Raw genomic sequence first — 15,626 nt, forward strand, 5'->3', positions numbered from 1 at the left:
AATGATTGCGTCGAATGCATCATGCGGCTGTGATGCTGGCTGGCGCTCGATAATGCCAGCGGGGAGTGCAACTCGGCGATGGTCGGGTGGCAAAGACGGCTAGATTAGCGCTATCTTCATTATATGTTGCAGAGCAGCATGACATTCCCCTCTGTCAGGAGATTCGCATGAGTGAACAACAGTCTTCCCCTGTCCGTGTTGCACTGGTGACCGGCACCGCCAGTGGTATCGGCGCCGCCATCATGCAAGCGATGTGCGATGCCGGGCATCAGGTGCTGGCGGTCGATTTCAGTGATGAGGGGGCAGAAGTCGCCGACAAGGCAGGGGCTGCCTTCTTCAAGGCCGACCTGACGGACGCCGAGCAATGTCGCGCGGCGGTGGAAGAAGCCGTGTCCCGTTTCGGGCGTCTCGATATCCTGGTCAACAATGCCGGCATCCAGCATGTCGAGCGCATCAAGGACTTCCCCGAAGCCAAGTGGAATCAGATCATCGCCTTGATGCTGAGTGCGCCATTCACGCTGATCCAGGCGGCCTGGCCGCACATGGAGAAGAATGGCTATGGGCGCATCGTCAACATGGCGTCCATCCACGCCCATGTCGCCTCGCCGGGCAAGGCAGCCTACGTCAGTGCCAAGCACGGCTTGATGGGGCTGACCAGAACCGCTGCGCTGGAAGGGGGTGAAAGTGGCATCACCGCCAATGCCATCTGCCCGGCCTATGTGCGCACGCCGCTGGTCGACAAGCAGATCGCCGAGCAGGCCAAGCTCAATGACATGCCCGAGGATGAAGTGATCGAGAAGATCATGCTCAAGGGCGCGGCGATCAAGCACATGATCGATCCCTCCGAGGTGGCGGACATGGCGGTGTGGCTGGCCTCCGACAAGGCAGGCTCAGTGACCGGCTCCAGCTTCAACATGGACCTGGGGTGGACGGCGCAGTAACGGCGTACCCTTGAGCAACGGCTCATTCCAGGCAGTGCAGAGACACGAAGCCCTCACCATCGATTCGCGCTTGCGAGCGAGGATGGTGAGGGCTTTTGCTTGGCCGGCAGCGAAGTGTCGCCTGGGATGCAGACTACGGCAGCGCCGATGTCTCAGCGCTTGACCGGACGCTTCTGCAGCTTTCGTTGCAAGGTACGGCGGTGCATGCCCAGGGCGCGGGCGGTGGAGGAGATGTTGCCATCGTGCTCGTTGAGCACCTTCTGGATGTGCTCCCAGGTCAGGCGGTTGACCGACGGCGGGTTGTCGGAGATCTCGGCGGCAGGGTCGCCGCCTTCGCGGTTGAAGGCGTTGAGAATCTCGTCGGCATCGGCGGGCTTGCACAGGTAGTTGACCGCGCCGAGCTTGATGGCTTCCACCGCGGTGGCGATGCTGGAATAGCCGGTCAGCACCACGATACGCGTGTCAGGCAGCAGGGCGATCAGCTCGGGCAGCAGCTTGAGGCCGGAGCTCTGCTCGAGCTTCAGGTCGAGCGTGATCAACTCCGGGCGGTGGCTGCGTGCCACGCTGAGTGCCTGGGCTTCATCACGGGCCACTTCCACTTCATAGCCGCGGCGCGTCATGGCGCGCGCCGTGACCTGGCAGAAGAATTCATCATCGTCGATGATCAGCAGTCGGGTTGCATCGCTCATCAGGGTTCTCGCTTGGGCGGTCTTTGCCGCCATCATGTCAGATGAAGGGGGAGGCGCACTTCCGTCAAGGTGCCGCCATCTTCGTGGTTGTACAGACTGACGCCGCCACCGAACCGATTGATGGTGGCATGCGTGAGGAACAGGCCGATGCCCATGCCCTTGGATTTGGTGGAGATGAAGGTCTCGCCGAGCTGATCCGCCACCGCCATGGGCACACCATCGCCATGATCGCGGATGTCGATCAGCACTTCCTGATCGCGTTGCTCCAGGGTGATCTCGATATCATCCGGGCAGGCGTCGGCGGCATTGTTGAGCAGGTTCATCAGCGCCTGCTCAAGCGTGGTATCCACCAGCATGGAGGCCTGTTCAGCGCCGGGCGTCACCTCGACGCTATGCTGCACGTCCGGGCGTACCACCAGCCAGCGCTGCACGATTTCCTCCAGCCACTGGGCAGCATTGATGGGTTGGGGCTGCTCCATGCGGCGGCGATCGGCCGCGGCTACCATCGCCTGCAGGCGTTGCTTGCAGGTGTCGACCTGACTGCGCAGCAGGGCAAGATCATCCTCCAGCTGGGGGTCATTCCTGTCCTTGGCATCCTCGCGCATCTCGCTCAGCAGCACCGCCATGGTGGAGAGAGGGGTGCCCAGCTCATGCGCGGTGCCGGCGGCCTGACTGGCCACCGCCAATACCTGCTCGCTGCGCAGGGCGGCCTCACGCGTGGTGGACAGCGCCTGATCCCGGGTGCGCAGGGCATGGGCCATCTTGTAGATGAAGTAGGTCACCAGCGACGCCGACAGGCCGAAGTTCAGCCACATGCCGATGACATGCAGGCTGATGCGTCCGCCCAGTTCATAGGTCGCCAGCTGCGGCACCGGCTCATAGAACACCATCAGGAAGCTGTAACAGCCCATGCCGACCGCGGCAATCACCCAGGCATAACGCCACGGGAGCGTTGCGGCCGCCATGGTCACCGGCACCAGATAATAGGGCACGAAGGGGTTGGTGGAGCCACCGGTATGGAAGAACAGCATCGTCAGGCCGGCGATATCCACCAGCAGGTGAATCAGGTTCTCGGTGTCGGTGACGGGATGCGACTGCCCGAGGCGCCACCAGGTCGCGACATTGACCAGCCCCATCGCGATGATGATCGAGATGACGGGCAGCACATTGAGCTGAAAGCCGATGATCTCGAGCCCGAAGATGATCAGGATGAGAAAGCCGGTCCAGGTGATGCCGCGCGCGATGGTCAGACGAATGAGATTGCGGTGCGGCGTGGACAGTGGTGGCGGTAGCGGCTGATTCATGACGACTCCTGCGAGGAATGCGGCCATGATAGTGAATAAGGCTCATAAAGTGCAGCCCTGACGGCCAGTTAGCGCCAAGGCGCCATGCAATCCCCTGCGTTGCTTTCTCTTCGTTGCACCCTCTTCGTTGCACCCGCTTTGTGGCGCTCTCTTCGTGGTTCAAAGTTATCAGCCTCGCTCGAAGGAGCCACTCAGCCAGGGCGTCACGCGTGTCGGTGTGATGTCGGCCAGATGGGCCTCCCAGCCCTCGACATGCGTGAGAGGCTGGCGCGGGTAGCTTCCTGCTGATCTGTCGCGGCCGGTGCTGCTTGACCAGGCGAGCCAGGGCGCATGGCGCTGCATGCCGGCGGGCAGTGTCGCAAGCTCCGGTATCCAGCGGCTGACGTAATGGGCGAGAGGATCATGCTGGCGTGACTGCTTCATCATGTTGAAGTGGCGATCCCCGCGCGGATCACGTCCGATACCCGCCAGATAGCGCCAGTTGCCCCAGTTGGAGGCGACGTCGTGATCCAGTAGCTGATGCTCGAACCAGGCTGCTCCCTGGCGCCAGTCCACGCCAAGGTCCTTGACCAGAAAGCTCGCCACGTTCTGGCGCATGCGGTTGCTTAGCCAGCCGGTAGCCGCCAGTTCACGCATGCCGGCATCGACCCACGGTATCCCGGTCATTCCGGTCTGCCAGCGTTCAAGCGCTTCCGGCGTCTGCGCATGGCTTTGCGGCTGAGCCGCGTAGTGGCCTGGGGACTCGCCCGTGAAGGTGTGTCTGCCCAGCCGCCGTGCATCCCAGTGGAAGTACTCGCGCCATAAAAGCTCGACGCGGATCCAGTCGCTGTCCTTGAAGGCAGCCTGCGGATGTTCACAGTGCTCGGGCAGTGTGGTCTGAAAACGGTGCAGCGCGTCCAGTATCCGCCGCGGCGACAGACAGCCCAGTGCCAGCCACACGGAGAAGCGGGTCGAGAAATCCGCGCCGCTGAGGCGATTGCGAGTGGTCTTGTACTGGCCGGCGAAGGCCGGGCTCAGGTAATCCTGCAGGCGCTGCAAGCCGGCGGGCTCTCCGGGGGCAAAGGTGTATTCGCCACGGGTGTCGGCCTGCCATTGGCGAGCCTTGAGCAGGAGTCTGGCCGTGCCCTGAAAGCCACGAGGGGCGGCCTCTGGCCAACCGGGGAGCCGGGATGGCGCGTCCAGCGGGGCAGGCATGTCGGTGAGGCTCGGGCGGGCCTTCTCCAGCTTGCGCCGGAAGGCACTGAAGCTCTCGGGGAGTGCGGCGAGTGGTTCCGGCAGCTCGTCTTCGTCCAGCAGCAAACCACTGTTCAATTGCCGCAGGCGACACTGGCTTGCCACCGCGCGTTGTTGGCGTCGTTCCACCACGCCCGTGGCTCGGCGCGTGATGACGCCCCGGCAGCCATATTGCCTTGCCAGTTGCGCAATCAGCTGTGCCGCGTCACCGTGGAGGATCAGCAGATCACTGCCCAGTGCCTGAAGACGCGTGCGCAGCGATTCCAGGCTCCCGAGCAGGGCATGTTGCCGTCCCGTGCTGAGCGGCTGCAGGCGTGGCTCCCCGGGGCTGACGCTGCCGAAGGGCTGAAAGGTCGTCTCCGCCACCACATGCACGACCAGCAGGTGCGAGGCTTGCTCCTCGAGCGCGGCTTGCCACAACGGGTTGTCATCCAGGCGCAGGTCCTCGTTCAACCATACCAGCCAGGGGTCAGTGGACGTCATCGCGCGCCTCCCGTGCCAGCTGGCGTGCGTTGCGACGACAGCGTTGACTGCAATGGCGTACGTCGTCCCAACAGTCCTGCCACTTCTTGCGCCACGTGAAGGGGCGCTGGCAGGTCTGGCACAGTTTGCTGGGCAGGTGCGGTTTGCGATGCATGCTGGCAAGGCTCCTTAAAACAGTACGCAACCTATACCATAATTGTACGTCACACGAAATGGCGGCCAGGAACCCCCCCCTGTCGTTCAGTTGATGAGTGCCTTGCGTGCCTGCCTGCCTCAGTCGCCGCCCGGCAATTGATCCAGTTGTCGCTCCAGAGTCTGCATGGTGAGCAGCAGATCACGGTATTGGCGTGCATTGACGGCGCCGAGCAGCTCATCCTCGAAACGCCGCGCTTCGGGAATCAGTTCGGCGAGCATGGCCTTGCCCTCGGCGGTGAGAACGAGCAGCTGCGCACGCTGGTCCTGCTCGCTCGGACGACGCAGGATCAGTTCACGGCCTTCCAGTGATTTGACGGCGCGCGAGACGCGTACCTTGTCCATGTGGGTGCGCAGACTGATTTCCCGCGCGGTCAGCGGCACGCCGCGGCTCAACCAGGCCAGCAGACGCCACTCGGCGACATTGATGGCGAAGCGCTCGCCATAGCGGGCGAACATCGCCTCACTGGTGCGCTCGGCCAGTCGGTTGAGGCGATAGGGCAGGAACTGGTCAAGATCCAGCTCGCAGCGGGGCGTCTCCTGTGAGGCTTCCCCATCAAGGGCATCGCGTGCTTCGGGAGTGTCATCAGTGCGTTGCATCGAGAGTTACCTGTCTCGGTGAGAGGGCTGACCAGCGTTGTCACGACAGTGCATGGCGGTCGGATCAGGTTACCGATGTTACCACTTTCGACAGCTAGCAAGACAAAAGTCGAGCACTTGAGCGATTGCCAAGGTATGAATCTGTCTATATGGTTTCATATGTAACTATTTAAGGGCGGTGGCGGCATGTCGTGCCGTGGATGCCCCAGGTCATCAGGAGCCGCGAGCCCACAAGGAGATGAATCGTCATGCGCGAGCGCAATGCTGAGTGTCATTATCACGCCGGTTTTCGAAATCATGTCTCCAGCGAGGCGTTGCCTGGCGCCTTGCCGCAGGGCCAGAACTCTCCCCAGCGTTGCCCCTATGGCCTGTACGCGGAGCAGTTGAGTGGCTCGGCCTTCACCGCGCCGCGTAGCCACAATCTGCGCAGCTGGCTTTACCGCATTCGGCCCTCGGTGGTGCAGGGCGCCTATCAGCCCATGGAGATGCCGCAGGTCGCCACCGCACCGCTGGCCGAGAGAATGCCGGATCCCAACCCGATGCGCTGGGACCCCATCGCGTTCTGCGCCGGCGATTTTCTGGAAGGCCTGATCACGCTGGCGGTCAATGGGGATGCCCAGGCGCAGCAGGGCTGTGCCACGCATCTCTACGCCTTCTCTCGCGGCATGCAGCAGCGCTTTTTCTACAATGCTGACGGCGAATTGCTGATCGTGCCGCAGCAGGGTGCCATCGAGGTGCGCAGCGAGCTGGGCCTGCTGGAAGTCGCCAGCGGCGAGATCGTCGTGATTCCGCGTGGTATCAAGTTCCAGCTCAATCCGCTGGCGGGACACGCAAAGGGCTGTCGAGGCTATGTGGCCGAGAACTATGGCGCGCCTCTCGAGCTGCCCTCGCTGGGGCCCATCGGCAGCAATGGACTGGCCAATCCGCGTGACTTCCTCGCGCCATCGGCGCGTTTCGAGGACGAAGCCGGTGACTTCACGCTGGTGGCCAAGTTCGGCGGGCGTTTCTGGCGCGCGAGCCTGGATCATTCGCCGCTGGATGTCGTGGCCTGGCACGGCAACTACGCGCCCTACAAATATGATCTGGCGACCTTCAATACCATCAATACGGTCAGCTTCGATCATCCTGACCCCTCGATCTTCACCGTGCTGACATCACCGTCGGACACCGCCGGGGTCGCCAATCTCGACTTCGTGATCTTCCCGCCGCGCTGGATGGTCGCCGAGAACACCTTCCGGCCGCCGTATTTCCATCGCAACCTGATGAGCGAGCTGATGGGGCTGATCCATGGCGAATATGACGCCAAGCGCGAAGGCTTCCGTCCGGGCGGCGCGAGTCTGCACAACGCCATGACCCCGCATGGCCCCGACGCTGCCACCTTCGAGGCCGCCAGTCAGGCGGAACTTGCCCCCCGCTATCAGGGCAATACGCTCGCCTTCATGTTCGAGAGTCGCTATCTGTTCCAGCCCACCCCACAGGCCCTGTCGTCGAGCGCTCGGCAGCGCGACTACGGCTCGGTCTGGCAGGGGCTCGCGTCTCACTTCACGCCTCACACCAGTCCACAATTCACCCCTTGATTCACTCCTTAATTCACCCTGCATCGGCGATGACCTTTGACTGTTCATCGTCATCCGACCCCAGGCAATTCCTGCATTATTGCTCACGTTGCTCTTCAAGGAGGCACCCATGAAATTCGCTACCTACCAGGATGGTTCCCGTGATGGAACGCTGCTGCTGGTCTCCCGTGACCTGACCCGCGCCGTCAAGGTCGCGGATGTCGCAACGACGCTGCAGGCGCTGCTGGAAGACTGGACGTCGCTGGCGCCCGGGCTCGAGCAACGCTACGCGGCGCTCAATGATGGCACGCTGACGGACGCCTTTGCGCTGGAAAGTCAGGCGCTGCATTCCCCGCTGCCGCGCAGTTATCAGTGGGCAGACGGCTCGGCGTATCTGAACCATGTCCAGCTGGTGCGTCAGGCGCGTGGCGCCGAGATGCCCGAGACCTTCTGGCATGACCCGCTGATGTATCAGGGCGGCAGCGACAGCTTCCTGGCCCCCAGCGCCGATATCGTATGTGCCAGTGAGGAGCATGGCATCGATTTCGAAGGCGAGATCGCCGTCATCACCGATGATGTGCCGATGCACGTCAGTCCGGAGCAGGCCGAGGACCACATTCGCCTGTTGATGCTGGTCAATGACGTCAGTCTGCGTGGGCTGATCCCCGGCGAGCTGGCCAAGGGCTTCGGCTTCTTCCAGGCCAAGCCGTCGTCAAGCTTCTCGCCCATCGCCGTGACGCCGGACGAGCTGGGGGATGCCTGGCAGCAGGGTCGCGTACATCTGCCGCTGAGCGTGCATCTCAATGGTGAGAAGTTCGGTGAGCCAGAGTCCGGGCCAGACATGATCTTCAGCTTCCCGCAGCTGGTGGCGCACGCCGCGAAGACTCGCCCCCTGGGCGCCGGTGCGATCATCGGCTCAGGTACCGTGTCCAATCCCGGCAAGGATGGCGGCCCCGGCAAACCGATCAGCGAAGGGGGCGTGGGCTACAGCTGTCTGGCCGAAGTGCGCATGGTCGAGAAGATCCTGTTTGATGAGATTCGCACGCCCTTCATGCGTTTCGGTGATCGCATCCGCATCGAGATGTTCGATCGCGATGGCCAGAGCATCTTCGGCGCCATTGATCAGCAGGTGACGCAGTTGGACGCCTGAGGGCGGCGTCGTGAGGCAGAGCTTCTCAGAGACACGTCTCGGGAAGACGTCGTGTGCCGGTAAGCCTCAAGCCAACTGGGTGCGAGGCAGTGCGAAGGGGCGGCCGGCATTCAACCGTGTCACAGGGGAGTGCAGCATGAGTTCAATGAGCCTGTATGGCTATTACCGTTCATCTACCAGCTATCGGGTAAGAATCGCGCTGGCGCTCAAGGGGATAGAGGTCGCTCAGGTGCCGGTCAATCTGCTCAAGGGCGAACAGCGCAGCGAGGACTATCTGGCCATCAATCCCCAGGGACTGGTGCCGACCCTGATGGTGGGAGATACCCCAGCATCTGTGGCCCTGACCCAGTCACTCGCGATCATGGAATATCTGGAGGAGCGCTGGCCCACCCCGGCGCTGTTGCCCTCAGCGCCGGAAGCGCGTGCGAAGGTGCGCTCACTGTGCCAGTTCATGGCCTGTGAGATGCATCCGCTCAACAATCCGCGCGTGCTCAATTATCTGACCGATCGGCTTGAGGTCACCCAGCAGCAGCGCCTTGAGTGGTACCGACACTGGGTCGCCGAGGGCTTCGCGCGTCTGGAAGTGATGCTGGCGGAAAGTGCGGGACGTTTCTGTCATGGCGATAGCCCGGGCATGGCGGATGCCTGCCTGATGCCCCAGCTCTACAATGCGCGCCGCTTCGAGTGTGAACTCAAGGACTACCCGAGGATTCTGGCCATCGAGGCGGCCTGTCAGTCACTGGAAGCCTTCCAGCAGGCCCACCCCGAGCGTCAGCCAGATTGTCCGGCGTCCTGACGCGCATGGCTTCAAGGCAGCAAGCAGCGCCCCACCCGAAGCGGTGGGGCGCTGTCGTTTCAGGTGACCCCTCGACATCTGAATCTGTCTATCAACCATTTGGCGCCTTCATCGAGCTGAGCATTGCGTCGTGTCGATAAACCGATGGGGCGATGAAATAGTGGGTGGTCAAATTCAAGGAATTTCAAGCGATCTTCGAGATGCGGGAGCGTCATCTTGACCGGCATTGCCGTCAAAAGATCGGTCGAACTGACGATCTCGAGCGCGGCGCTGATCGCGCCTACTTCACAGACGATATCCAGTTTCTCTACACCGGATTCCAGTAATGCCATTTCCGTCTGTTGTCGCAACAGACTGTCGCGAGAATGTGCCAGCCAGGAGTGAGACTGAAGGTGTTTCGGTGAGACTTTCGTCTGGTGAACCAAGGGATGATTTGCCCGGCAGAGTATTCCTATCCTGTCCTCCACCAATGGGGAAAACGTGATCCCCGTATCGGCATTCATCACATCACGCGGGCCAATCACGATATCGACTCTTCCTCGCGACAACATGGAACGCAACTCAGGGACCAGTCCCACTTTCAGGTCGACGCGCCAGCCGGGTTTTTCCTCCAGAAACTGAATCAGAATCTGCGTCAGATAGCGCCCAGCCACGATGGGAGGGGCGCCAATGCGCACGATGCCGCGCTTGCCTTCGGCCATCAGGCTGGCATCCATCTCGGCCTCGGCCTGTGCCGCGCGAACCGCCATCCCTGTCCTGGCCAGGCGTTTTGCCAGTGCCGTCGGCAGGGAACGCTTGCCTGAACGTTCGAAGAGTGGTGACCCGAGTCTTGCTTCCAGTCCGCGCATGTTTCGACTTATGGCGGGTTGTGTCAGCCCCATTCTTTCGGCAGCCAGTTGGAAGGATTCTTCTTCCACGATGGCTGAAAGTTGAGCCAGATGGCGCGGATCGATATTCATATCAACCTGGTATGCAAAATGTCGGAATTGATATTTTTCATCATAAGACAACGAGGCTAATCTGACGTTACAACAATAGGAGTACGCCATGAAAACCCATGCTAAACGTGCAAGTTTCCTTGCCGTTACGTTGCTTTTCGCAACCTTTCTTTCGCCGGGGTTCGCCGAGGCCAAGGTCTACAAGGGAGAAACCGCCGGGGCGGGAGATTCCGTGCACACCATGTTCGTATCATTCGTCAATCAAGCACGATTGGCCGATGTGAATATTCAGGTCAATGCCGGTCAGACGCTGACAAAATCCATGCTCAATGGGGCGCGCGGCAGAGTGGATTTCTTTTCATCCGTCCCCTCGCTGGTCGACATGATGTCAAAGGGGGGCGGGATGTATCAGCCCATCACGAATGCGCCGGAGCTTTCGACTCATCTGCGCGCCATTCTCGGCTTTCAGAGTGGTGTCTATCACCCCGTGACACTGGAAGGCTCGGGGATCACACGCTGGGAAGACATCGCGGGGAAGACAGTCTTCACCGGCCCGCCTGCGGGCTCGGCCGCTGCTACCTCAGAAGCCCTCATACGCGGTATCACCGGCTATGAGCCGGGAGAGGATTACACCGCCGTCCGTCTGAGCTGGGGTGAGGCCTACGAAGCGCTGGCGGATGGCAAGATCGACATGATGATTCGTCCCGCGGAAGTCGGTTCCGCCAATATCGAGCGTTTCGGACTCACCGATGAATTCAGGATCCTCTCCATTCCTGACAGCGCCATTGCCTCCCACCGGCTGGATGGCCTCATCGGCCAGGCAGGGCGAGGCACGACGAGCTTTGACGGCAGTCTCTACGACGGGCAGTTGACCCAGGGCAAGGTCACGGCCCTCGCGTACTACCAGTTCATCGGTACCAACGACAGCATGTCTGAAGACGTGGTGTATCAGGCTACCAAGGCCTTCTGGGAAAACCTGGCCAGCGTGCAGAGCAGCGCCTCATTCCTGAAGGCCGTCACGCCGGGCACGGCGTTTGCCGGCATCAATGTGCCGCTGCATCCCGGTGCACTGCGCTACTACCGGGAGCAGGGCTACGACATCCCCGCCACCTTGAAAGTCACACAATAACAATCGCCTGGAACGGCCACATACATGTGACCGTTTGCCTGACTGTAGAAGGAACTCGCCATGAACGAACAGGCCACGGTGTCACATCCATTATTACGTATGTTGTTCTTCGCCTCCGTCGCGTGCTGCGGAGTGATCGGGGCGATGTCGCTCTACTCGGCCGGTATCGGTCTGATTGATCCCACATGGCACCGCACCCTGGGGTTTGGCCTGGCGCTCGTGATCGGCGTTGCCGCTGCGCGCCGCAAGCAGCTCTCCGCTGCGCCGCAAGGCTCGGGTTACGGCATCCGTCATATCGCGGTGGACCTGCTGTTGCTCGGCGCCGGTTGCTGGGCGATCGTCAGCTTCTTCGTGGTCCAGAGTGAAATGCAGGTAGTGCTCTACGACGTGACCCGCCAGGATGCCTGGCCGGCGCTGGCCGGGTTGTGCGTATTTCTCGAGCTGTGTCGGCGCCTCTGGGGCTGGGGGCTCTTCGCTGTCGGGGCGCTTGCCGTGCTCTATCTGCTGTTCGGTCAGGGCCTGCCCGGCATTCTGGAACATGCGGGCTTCACGCTTGCAGAAGTGGCCGAGAACCTCTGGTACAACACCAACAAGGGCGTGTTCGGCTCCATCACCAATATCGTGCTGGGTACCGTCTTCATCTTCATCATCTTCGGTGTGCTGCTGGAAGGCACCGGTGCCGGGGATACGCTGCTCAAGTTCGCCTTCCTCGCCACTCGTCGCTCGCGTGGTGGGCCTGCGCACGCCGCCATCCTGGCGTCTTCGCTGTTCGGCACTATGTCAGGCTCCACGGTCGCGAACATCGTCGGAACCGGCACCTTCACCATTCCGATGATCAATAAGCGTGGTTTCACGCCTGCCTTCGCCGCGGGTGTCGAGGCAACAGCCTCCACCGGCGGGCAGATCATGCCGCCGATCATGGGGGCTGCCGCACTGGTCATGGCTGACCTGACAGGTATGGGCTATCTGAACATCGCCATCGCGGCACTGGTGCCGGCACTCTTCTATTACTTCAGTCTGTTCACCGCGGTCACCATCGAGGCACGTCGTCAGGGCGTCCAGGTGCAACCGCTGGAGGTAAAGGACAAGATCACTCGGCTGGATATCTTCAACTCGATCCTGTTCGTCGGGCCTATCCTGACGGTCATCGTCTCGCTGGTCATGGGCGCCTCCACCTCGGCATCCGGCTTCTATGCCACGCTGGTACTGGTCCTGCTCTCCGTCATCAACCCTGAGGTTCGTCGTGATCCCATGCGGCTGGTGCGTTCCTTCATCACCGGGAGTGCCAGCGGCGCCTCTCTGCTGATCGCGATCGCGGCCATCGGGATTCTGGTCGGTGCATTGGATTCCACCGGTCTGGGGCTCAAGCTGGCCAACGTGATCTCGATGCTGCGCGGCGAGAGCCTGTTCTCGGCGCTTTTCGTCGCCATGATGGGAGCACTGGTGCTGGGGATGGGCATGCCGACCCTGCCAGCCTATCTGATCATCGTGCTGGTGATGGGGCCTGCCATCCAGGCGCTCGGGCTGTCGCTGCTGACGGCGCATATGTTCGTCTTCTACTACGGGGTCGCCTCGTCCCTGACGCCGCCAGTCGCGATCGCCGCCTATGCCGCCGCCCCCATCGCGGGCGCAAACCCGCTCAAGACCTCGCTGGTGGCGTTCCGCCTGGGGCTGGCGCAATTCATCATCCCCTTCATCTTCGTCTACTACCCGTCGCTGCTGATCGTCGAGGACTTTTCCCTGTCGTCCTTCCTGTGGATCGCGGCGCGCACCGCCTTCTGCATCTGGCTGTTCTGCTCGGCCATGGCGGCCTTCGATCGGGAGCGCCTCTCCATCGCCGAAGTCGTGCTGCGTTTCCTGGTGGCATTCCTGTGTCTGGTGCCGGATCCGCTGATCCACCTTCCTGCTGTTGCCATGGGTGCCTTGCTGGTGGCCTTCCATCTGCGCCGTACTCATCCAATCGCCAATGTGACCGGAGCCTGAATCATGACTGCACGTCCGAACTTTCTCTTCATCATCACCGATCAACAGCGTGCCGATCATCTGGGATGCTATGGCAATGGCGTCGTCAAGACGCCCAACATCGATCAGCTGGCGGCGAAGGGGACACGTTTCGAGCGCTTCTACGTCGCCAACCCGATCTGCATGCCCAACCGTGCCTCGATCATGACCGGACGGATGAGTTCATTGCATGGTGCTCGTCACAACGGCATTCCTCTCTCGCGTAACCACACCACCTTCGTGGAGCTGCTCAAGGATGCAGGCTATCGCACCGCGCTGATCGGCAAGTCCCACCTGCAGAGCTTCACGGGGCTGCCTGCCACCAATGTCTTCAAGGCCGAAGAGGGCAAACAGGCGCCGTCCGCCTCGCTACGTGATGCCTTCAAGGACAATCGACACACCGATGACTATGAGCTGGAGAATACCCGGCATTGGGAAACGCCTGTCGCGGAGCGGCTCGCAGGAGATTTCTACGGGTTCGAGCATGTCGAGATCGCCGCAGGGCATGCTGATGAGGCCAGCGGTGACTATCTGTTGTGGGCCCGTCAGCAGCGGGCTGATTTCGACGACCTGGTCGGGCCGAAGAACGCCTTGCCGGATCAACGCTACCAGGCGCCACAGGCATGGCGCACCGCCGTGCCGGAGGAGCTTTATTCCACCAGCTGGATTGCAGAGCGAAGCCAGGCATGGCTGGAGGAGCAGGCCGCTGGCGACCAGCCATTCTTCCTGCAGATGTCGTTCCCGGACCCGCATCACCCCTTCACTCCGCCAGGCAAGTACTGGGGCATGTACAGCCCTTCCGATATCGACCTGCCTGCAAGCTTCGGCAAGGGAGAGTTGCCGCCGCTCCTGGCGATGCGCAAGGCGTTGGAAGAGGGAACCGACCCGCGAGACAACCAGAATCCCTTTGCGGTGACCGAGGATGAGGCACGGTCAATCACCGCGCTGACCTACGGCATGATTCACATGATCGACGATGCCATCGGGCGAGTGATGGCGTCCCTGGAATCGCTGGGTCTGGCGGAGAATACCGTGGTCGTATTCACCTCCGATCACGGCGATTACATGGGCGATCATGGCTTGATGTTGAAGCTTCTGCTGCACTATCAGGGGCTGGTGCGTACCCCCTTCATCTGGCACGACCCCCAGCGGCCCCAGGACGCTGCCTGTTCCACCGGGCTTGCCTCTTCAGTGGATATCGCCTCGACGATACTCGCCAGAGCCGGGATTCAGGAGTTCAACGGCATGCAGGGGCGCGACCTGCTGTCGACATCGGCACCCGAGGCTGTCCTCGTCGAGGAAGACAGTCAGCGCACGATGACGGGATTCGATCGACCGCAGCGGGTGCGGACGGTGATTACCGAGCGCTATCGCATGTCGATCCGTCATGGAGAGGACTGGGGCGAGCTCTATGACTTGGAGAATGACCCCGATGAGCTGGTGAACCTGCACGATGACCCCGGTCACGCGGCGGTGCGGGCCGAGCTGACCGATATCATGCTGCGACGCATGATCGAACTTCAGGATCGCGCGCCGCTACCGGCCTATCGTGCCTGAAGGCTCTCGGCGCTAAAGCCACTCTGTGCTGAAGGCCCTCATGACGGGAGGCCTTCAGTACTCAAGGTCAGCGATGCCCTGTCTGTCAGCTTGGCTTTCTGGCATAAGGCATGCGGCGCTTGATGACCGCGTAGCGTCGCCTCAATGACACAGGAACGCCCCATCCGACTCGGTGGGGCGTTCCTGTGTCAGGCCGATAGCGGGATATTCGGCATGCGCAGGCACTACTCAGCGAGCGAGGTTCAACGACAGCACTTGCTGGAGCCGCCGCTGGCGGGTGTCTGCTCGACCACCACGGCAGACGTGGGTGGGGCGCAACAACTGCGGGTGGCGCAGGATGATGGCGGAGCGTCAGGGGCTTGGGAGCTTGCGTCTTGCTCATGCACAGCTTTCGCGCTTTCGGCTTGCTTGGACTCGCCAAGCTCAACTCGCGCGTCGCGAATCACCTGCCAGGCGGACTGCAGGAAGAGTGCGGCAATCGCCGCCCCCAGCATGACATCCGGCCAGCGGGAACCTGTCCAGCCCACCAGTAGTGCGGCACCGAAGACCGAGGCATTAGCGATGATGTCATTGCGTGAACACAGCCAGGTGGAGCGCATGTTCAGATCATCCGACTTGAAGCGCCACAGCAGGCCGAAGCAGACCAGATTGACGGCCAGTGCCAGCAGGGCGAAGGCACCCATGCCGTGTGCGGCGGGGGCGACGCCATGGAGGGCCTGATAGCCCGCCTCGCCAAGGACGATCACGCCCAGCGCCAGCATCACGATGCCTTTCACCAGCGCGCTCAACGCACGTTCACGCACGCTGCGGTGCAGGACGTAGAGGGTCAGGGCGTAGACGCTGGCATCGCCGAACATGTCGAGGGAATCCCCCAGCAGCGCGGTGGAGCCCAGCCACCAGGCCGCGATGAATTCGATGAAGAACATGCTGGCATTCAGTGCCAAAAGGATCTTGAGCACCTTGCCCTGAGAGGCTCTGAGCTCTGCCAGATCGCCGGACTTGCTTTCGCAACAGCTTTTCATAAGGGGTCTTGGCCTCCTGTCGTATTGCTGACAGC

At 61.7% G+C, this 15,626-nt stretch carries 14 protein-coding genes; 7 read left to right on the plus strand and 7 right to left on the minus strand.

Annotation, left to right across the window (positions count from 1 at the left end):
• Window positions 1-167 precede the first annotated feature (167 nt).
• Window positions 168-941 (plus strand): 3-hydroxybutyrate dehydrogenase, encoded by a 774-nt coding sequence (locus MSG32_RS04055; protein ID WP_248377924.1) that lies wholly within the window; start codon window positions 168-170, stop codon window positions 939-941.
• Between the two features lie 152 nt (window positions 942-1,093).
• Here MSG32_RS04055 and MSG32_RS04060 read toward each other — a convergent pair whose 3' ends face one another.
• From MSG32_RS04060 to MSG32_RS04075, 5 genes are all read right to left on the minus strand, one after another.
• Window positions 1,094-1,630 carry a response regulator transcription factor gene (locus MSG32_RS04060; RefSeq protein WP_043336058.1) on the minus strand — a complete coding sequence of 179 codons (537 nt, stop codon included), beginning with the start codon at window positions 1,628-1,630 and terminating at the stop codon, window positions 1,094-1,096.
• A 32-nt stretch (window positions 1,631-1,662) separates the two neighbouring features.
• Window positions 1,663-2,934 (minus strand): ATP-binding protein, encoded by a 1,272-nt coding sequence (locus MSG32_RS04065; protein ID WP_176677262.1) that lies wholly within the window; start codon window positions 2,932-2,934, stop codon window positions 1,663-1,665.
• Window positions 2,935-3,102: 168 nt separating this feature from the next.
• Complete coding sequence (locus MSG32_RS04070) at window positions 3,103-4,650, minus strand: DASH family cryptochrome (RefSeq protein WP_248377926.1); 1,548 nt, start codon at window positions 4,648-4,650, stop codon at window positions 3,103-3,105.
• Window positions 4,637-4,804: a DUF2256 domain-containing protein gene (locus MSG32_RS17975; RefSeq protein ID WP_084589600.1), complete on the minus strand. Its 168-nt coding sequence runs from the start codon at window positions 4,802-4,804 to the stop codon at window positions 4,637-4,639. The genes MSG32_RS04070 and MSG32_RS17975 overlap by 14 nt, the downstream gene beginning before the upstream one ends.
• A 119-nt stretch (window positions 4,805-4,923) precedes the next feature.
• Window positions 4,924-5,442: a MarR family winged helix-turn-helix transcriptional regulator gene (locus MSG32_RS04075; RefSeq protein ID WP_248377928.1), complete on the minus strand. Its 519-nt coding sequence runs from the start codon at window positions 5,440-5,442 to the stop codon at window positions 4,924-4,926.
• A 248-nt stretch (window positions 5,443-5,690) separates the two neighbouring features.
• Between MSG32_RS04075 and hmgA the strand changes: the two genes are divergently transcribed.
• The 3 genes from hmgA (at window position 5,691) to maiA (ending at window position 8,944) form a co-directional block, all read left to right on the plus strand.
• A complete protein-coding gene (gene hmgA / locus MSG32_RS04080; RefSeq protein ID WP_248377930.1) occupies window positions 5,691-7,019 on the plus strand; it encodes a homogentisate 1,2-dioxygenase in 1,329 nt (442 codons plus the stop codon).
• Between the two features lie 109 nt (window positions 7,020-7,128).
• The gene (locus MSG32_RS04085) at window positions 7,129-8,148 is read left to right on the plus strand and encodes a fumarylacetoacetate hydrolase family protein (RefSeq protein ID WP_248377931.1); all 1,020 of its coding nucleotides are present in this window, start codon (window positions 7,129-7,131) and stop codon (window positions 8,146-8,148) included.
• 145 nt (window positions 8,149-8,293) lie between these two features.
• Window positions 8,294-8,944 (plus strand): maleylacetoacetate isomerase, encoded by a 651-nt coding sequence (gene maiA / locus MSG32_RS04090; RefSeq protein ID WP_248378423.1) that lies wholly within the window; start codon window positions 8,294-8,296, stop codon window positions 8,942-8,944.
• A 59-nt stretch (window positions 8,945-9,003) separates the two neighbouring features.
• Here the strand turns inward: maiA and MSG32_RS04095 are convergent, their stop codons facing one another.
• A complete protein-coding gene (locus tag MSG32_RS04095) occupies window positions 9,004-9,993 on the minus strand; it encodes a LysR family transcriptional regulator (protein ID WP_248377940.1) in 990 nt (329 codons plus the stop codon).
• Between MSG32_RS04095 and MSG32_RS04100 the strand changes: the two genes are divergently transcribed.
• The 3 genes from MSG32_RS04100 to MSG32_RS04110 are packed head-to-tail and all read left to right on the plus strand — an operon-like array spanning window position 9,992 to window position 14,569.
• Window positions 9,992-11,011, plus strand: coding sequence for a TAXI family TRAP transporter solute-binding subunit (locus tag MSG32_RS04100; protein ID WP_248377942.1), 1,020 nt, complete (start codon window positions 9,992-9,994; stop codon window positions 11,009-11,011). The genes MSG32_RS04095 and MSG32_RS04100 overlap by 2 nt on opposite strands.
• Before the next feature lie 60 nt (window positions 11,012-11,071).
• Window positions 11,072-12,994 (plus strand): TRAP transporter fused permease subunit, encoded by a 1,923-nt coding sequence (locus MSG32_RS04105; protein WP_248377950.1) that lies wholly within the window; start codon window positions 11,072-11,074, stop codon window positions 12,992-12,994.
• Between the two features lie 3 nt (window positions 12,995-12,997).
• A complete protein-coding gene (locus MSG32_RS04110; RefSeq protein ID WP_248377952.1) occupies window positions 12,998-14,569 on the plus strand; it encodes a sulfatase-like hydrolase/transferase in 1,572 nt (523 codons plus the stop codon).
• A 242-nt stretch (window positions 14,570-14,811) separates the two neighbouring features.
• Here MSG32_RS04110 and MSG32_RS04115 read toward each other — a convergent pair whose 3' ends face one another.
• Window positions 14,812-15,591 (minus strand): cation diffusion facilitator family transporter, encoded by a 780-nt coding sequence (locus MSG32_RS04115; RefSeq protein ID WP_248377954.1) that lies wholly within the window; start codon window positions 15,589-15,591, stop codon window positions 14,812-14,814.
• Between the last annotated feature and the right edge of the window lie 35 nt (window positions 15,592-15,626).

The organism is Cobetia sp. 1CM21F (assembly GCF_023161745.1).
GTDB lineage: Bacteria > Pseudomonadota > Gammaproteobacteria > Pseudomonadales > Halomonadaceae > Cobetia > Cobetia amphilecti.

Coding starts and splice junctions, on each gene's coding strand:
- MSG32_RS04070 (WP_248377926.1), bottom strand. CDS start 4,650: ATGACGTCCACTGACCCCTGGCTGGTATGGTTGAACGAGGACCTGCGC.
- MSG32_RS04095 (WP_248377940.1), bottom strand. CDS start 9,993: ATGGCGTACTCCTATTGTTGTAACGTCAGATTAGCCTCGTTGTCTTAT.
- hmgA (WP_248377930.1), top strand. CDS start 5,691: ATGCGCGAGCGCAATGCTGAGTGTCATTATCACGCCGGTTTTCGAAAT.
- MSG32_RS04060 (WP_043336058.1), bottom strand. CDS start 1,630: ATGAGCGATGCAACCCGACTGCTGATCATCGACGATGATGAATTCTTC.
- MSG32_RS04105 (WP_248377950.1), top strand. CDS start 11,072: ATGAACGAACAGGCCACGGTGTCACATCCATTATTACGTATGTTGTTC.
- MSG32_RS04065 (WP_176677262.1), bottom strand. CDS start 2,934: ATGAATCAGCCGCTACCGCCACCACTGTCCACGCCGCACCGCAATCTC.
- maiA (WP_248378423.1), top strand. CDS start 8,294: ATGAGCCTGTATGGCTATTACCGTTCATCTACCAGCTATCGGGTAAGA.
- MSG32_RS04085 (WP_248377931.1), top strand. CDS start 7,129: ATGAAATTCGCTACCTACCAGGATGGTTCCCGTGATGGAACGCTGCTG.
- MSG32_RS04055 (WP_248377924.1), top strand. CDS start 168: ATGAGTGAACAACAGTCTTCCCCTGTCCGTGTTGCACTGGTGACCGGC.
- MSG32_RS04115 (WP_248377954.1), bottom strand. CDS start 15,591: ATGAAAAGCTGTTGCGAAAGCAAGTCCGGCGATCTGGCAGAGCTCAGA.
- MSG32_RS04110 (WP_248377952.1), top strand. CDS start 12,998: ATGACTGCACGTCCGAACTTTCTCTTCATCATCACCGATCAACAGCGT.
- MSG32_RS17975 (WP_084589600.1), bottom strand. CDS start 4,804: ATGCATCGCAAACCGCACCTGCCCAGCAAACTGTGCCAGACCTGCCAG.
- MSG32_RS04075 (WP_248377928.1), bottom strand. CDS start 5,442: ATGCAACGCACTGATGACACTCCCGAAGCACGCGATGCCCTTGATGGG.
- MSG32_RS04100 (WP_248377942.1), top strand. CDS start 9,992: ATGAAAACCCATGCTAAACGTGCAAGTTTCCTTGCCGTTACGTTGCTT.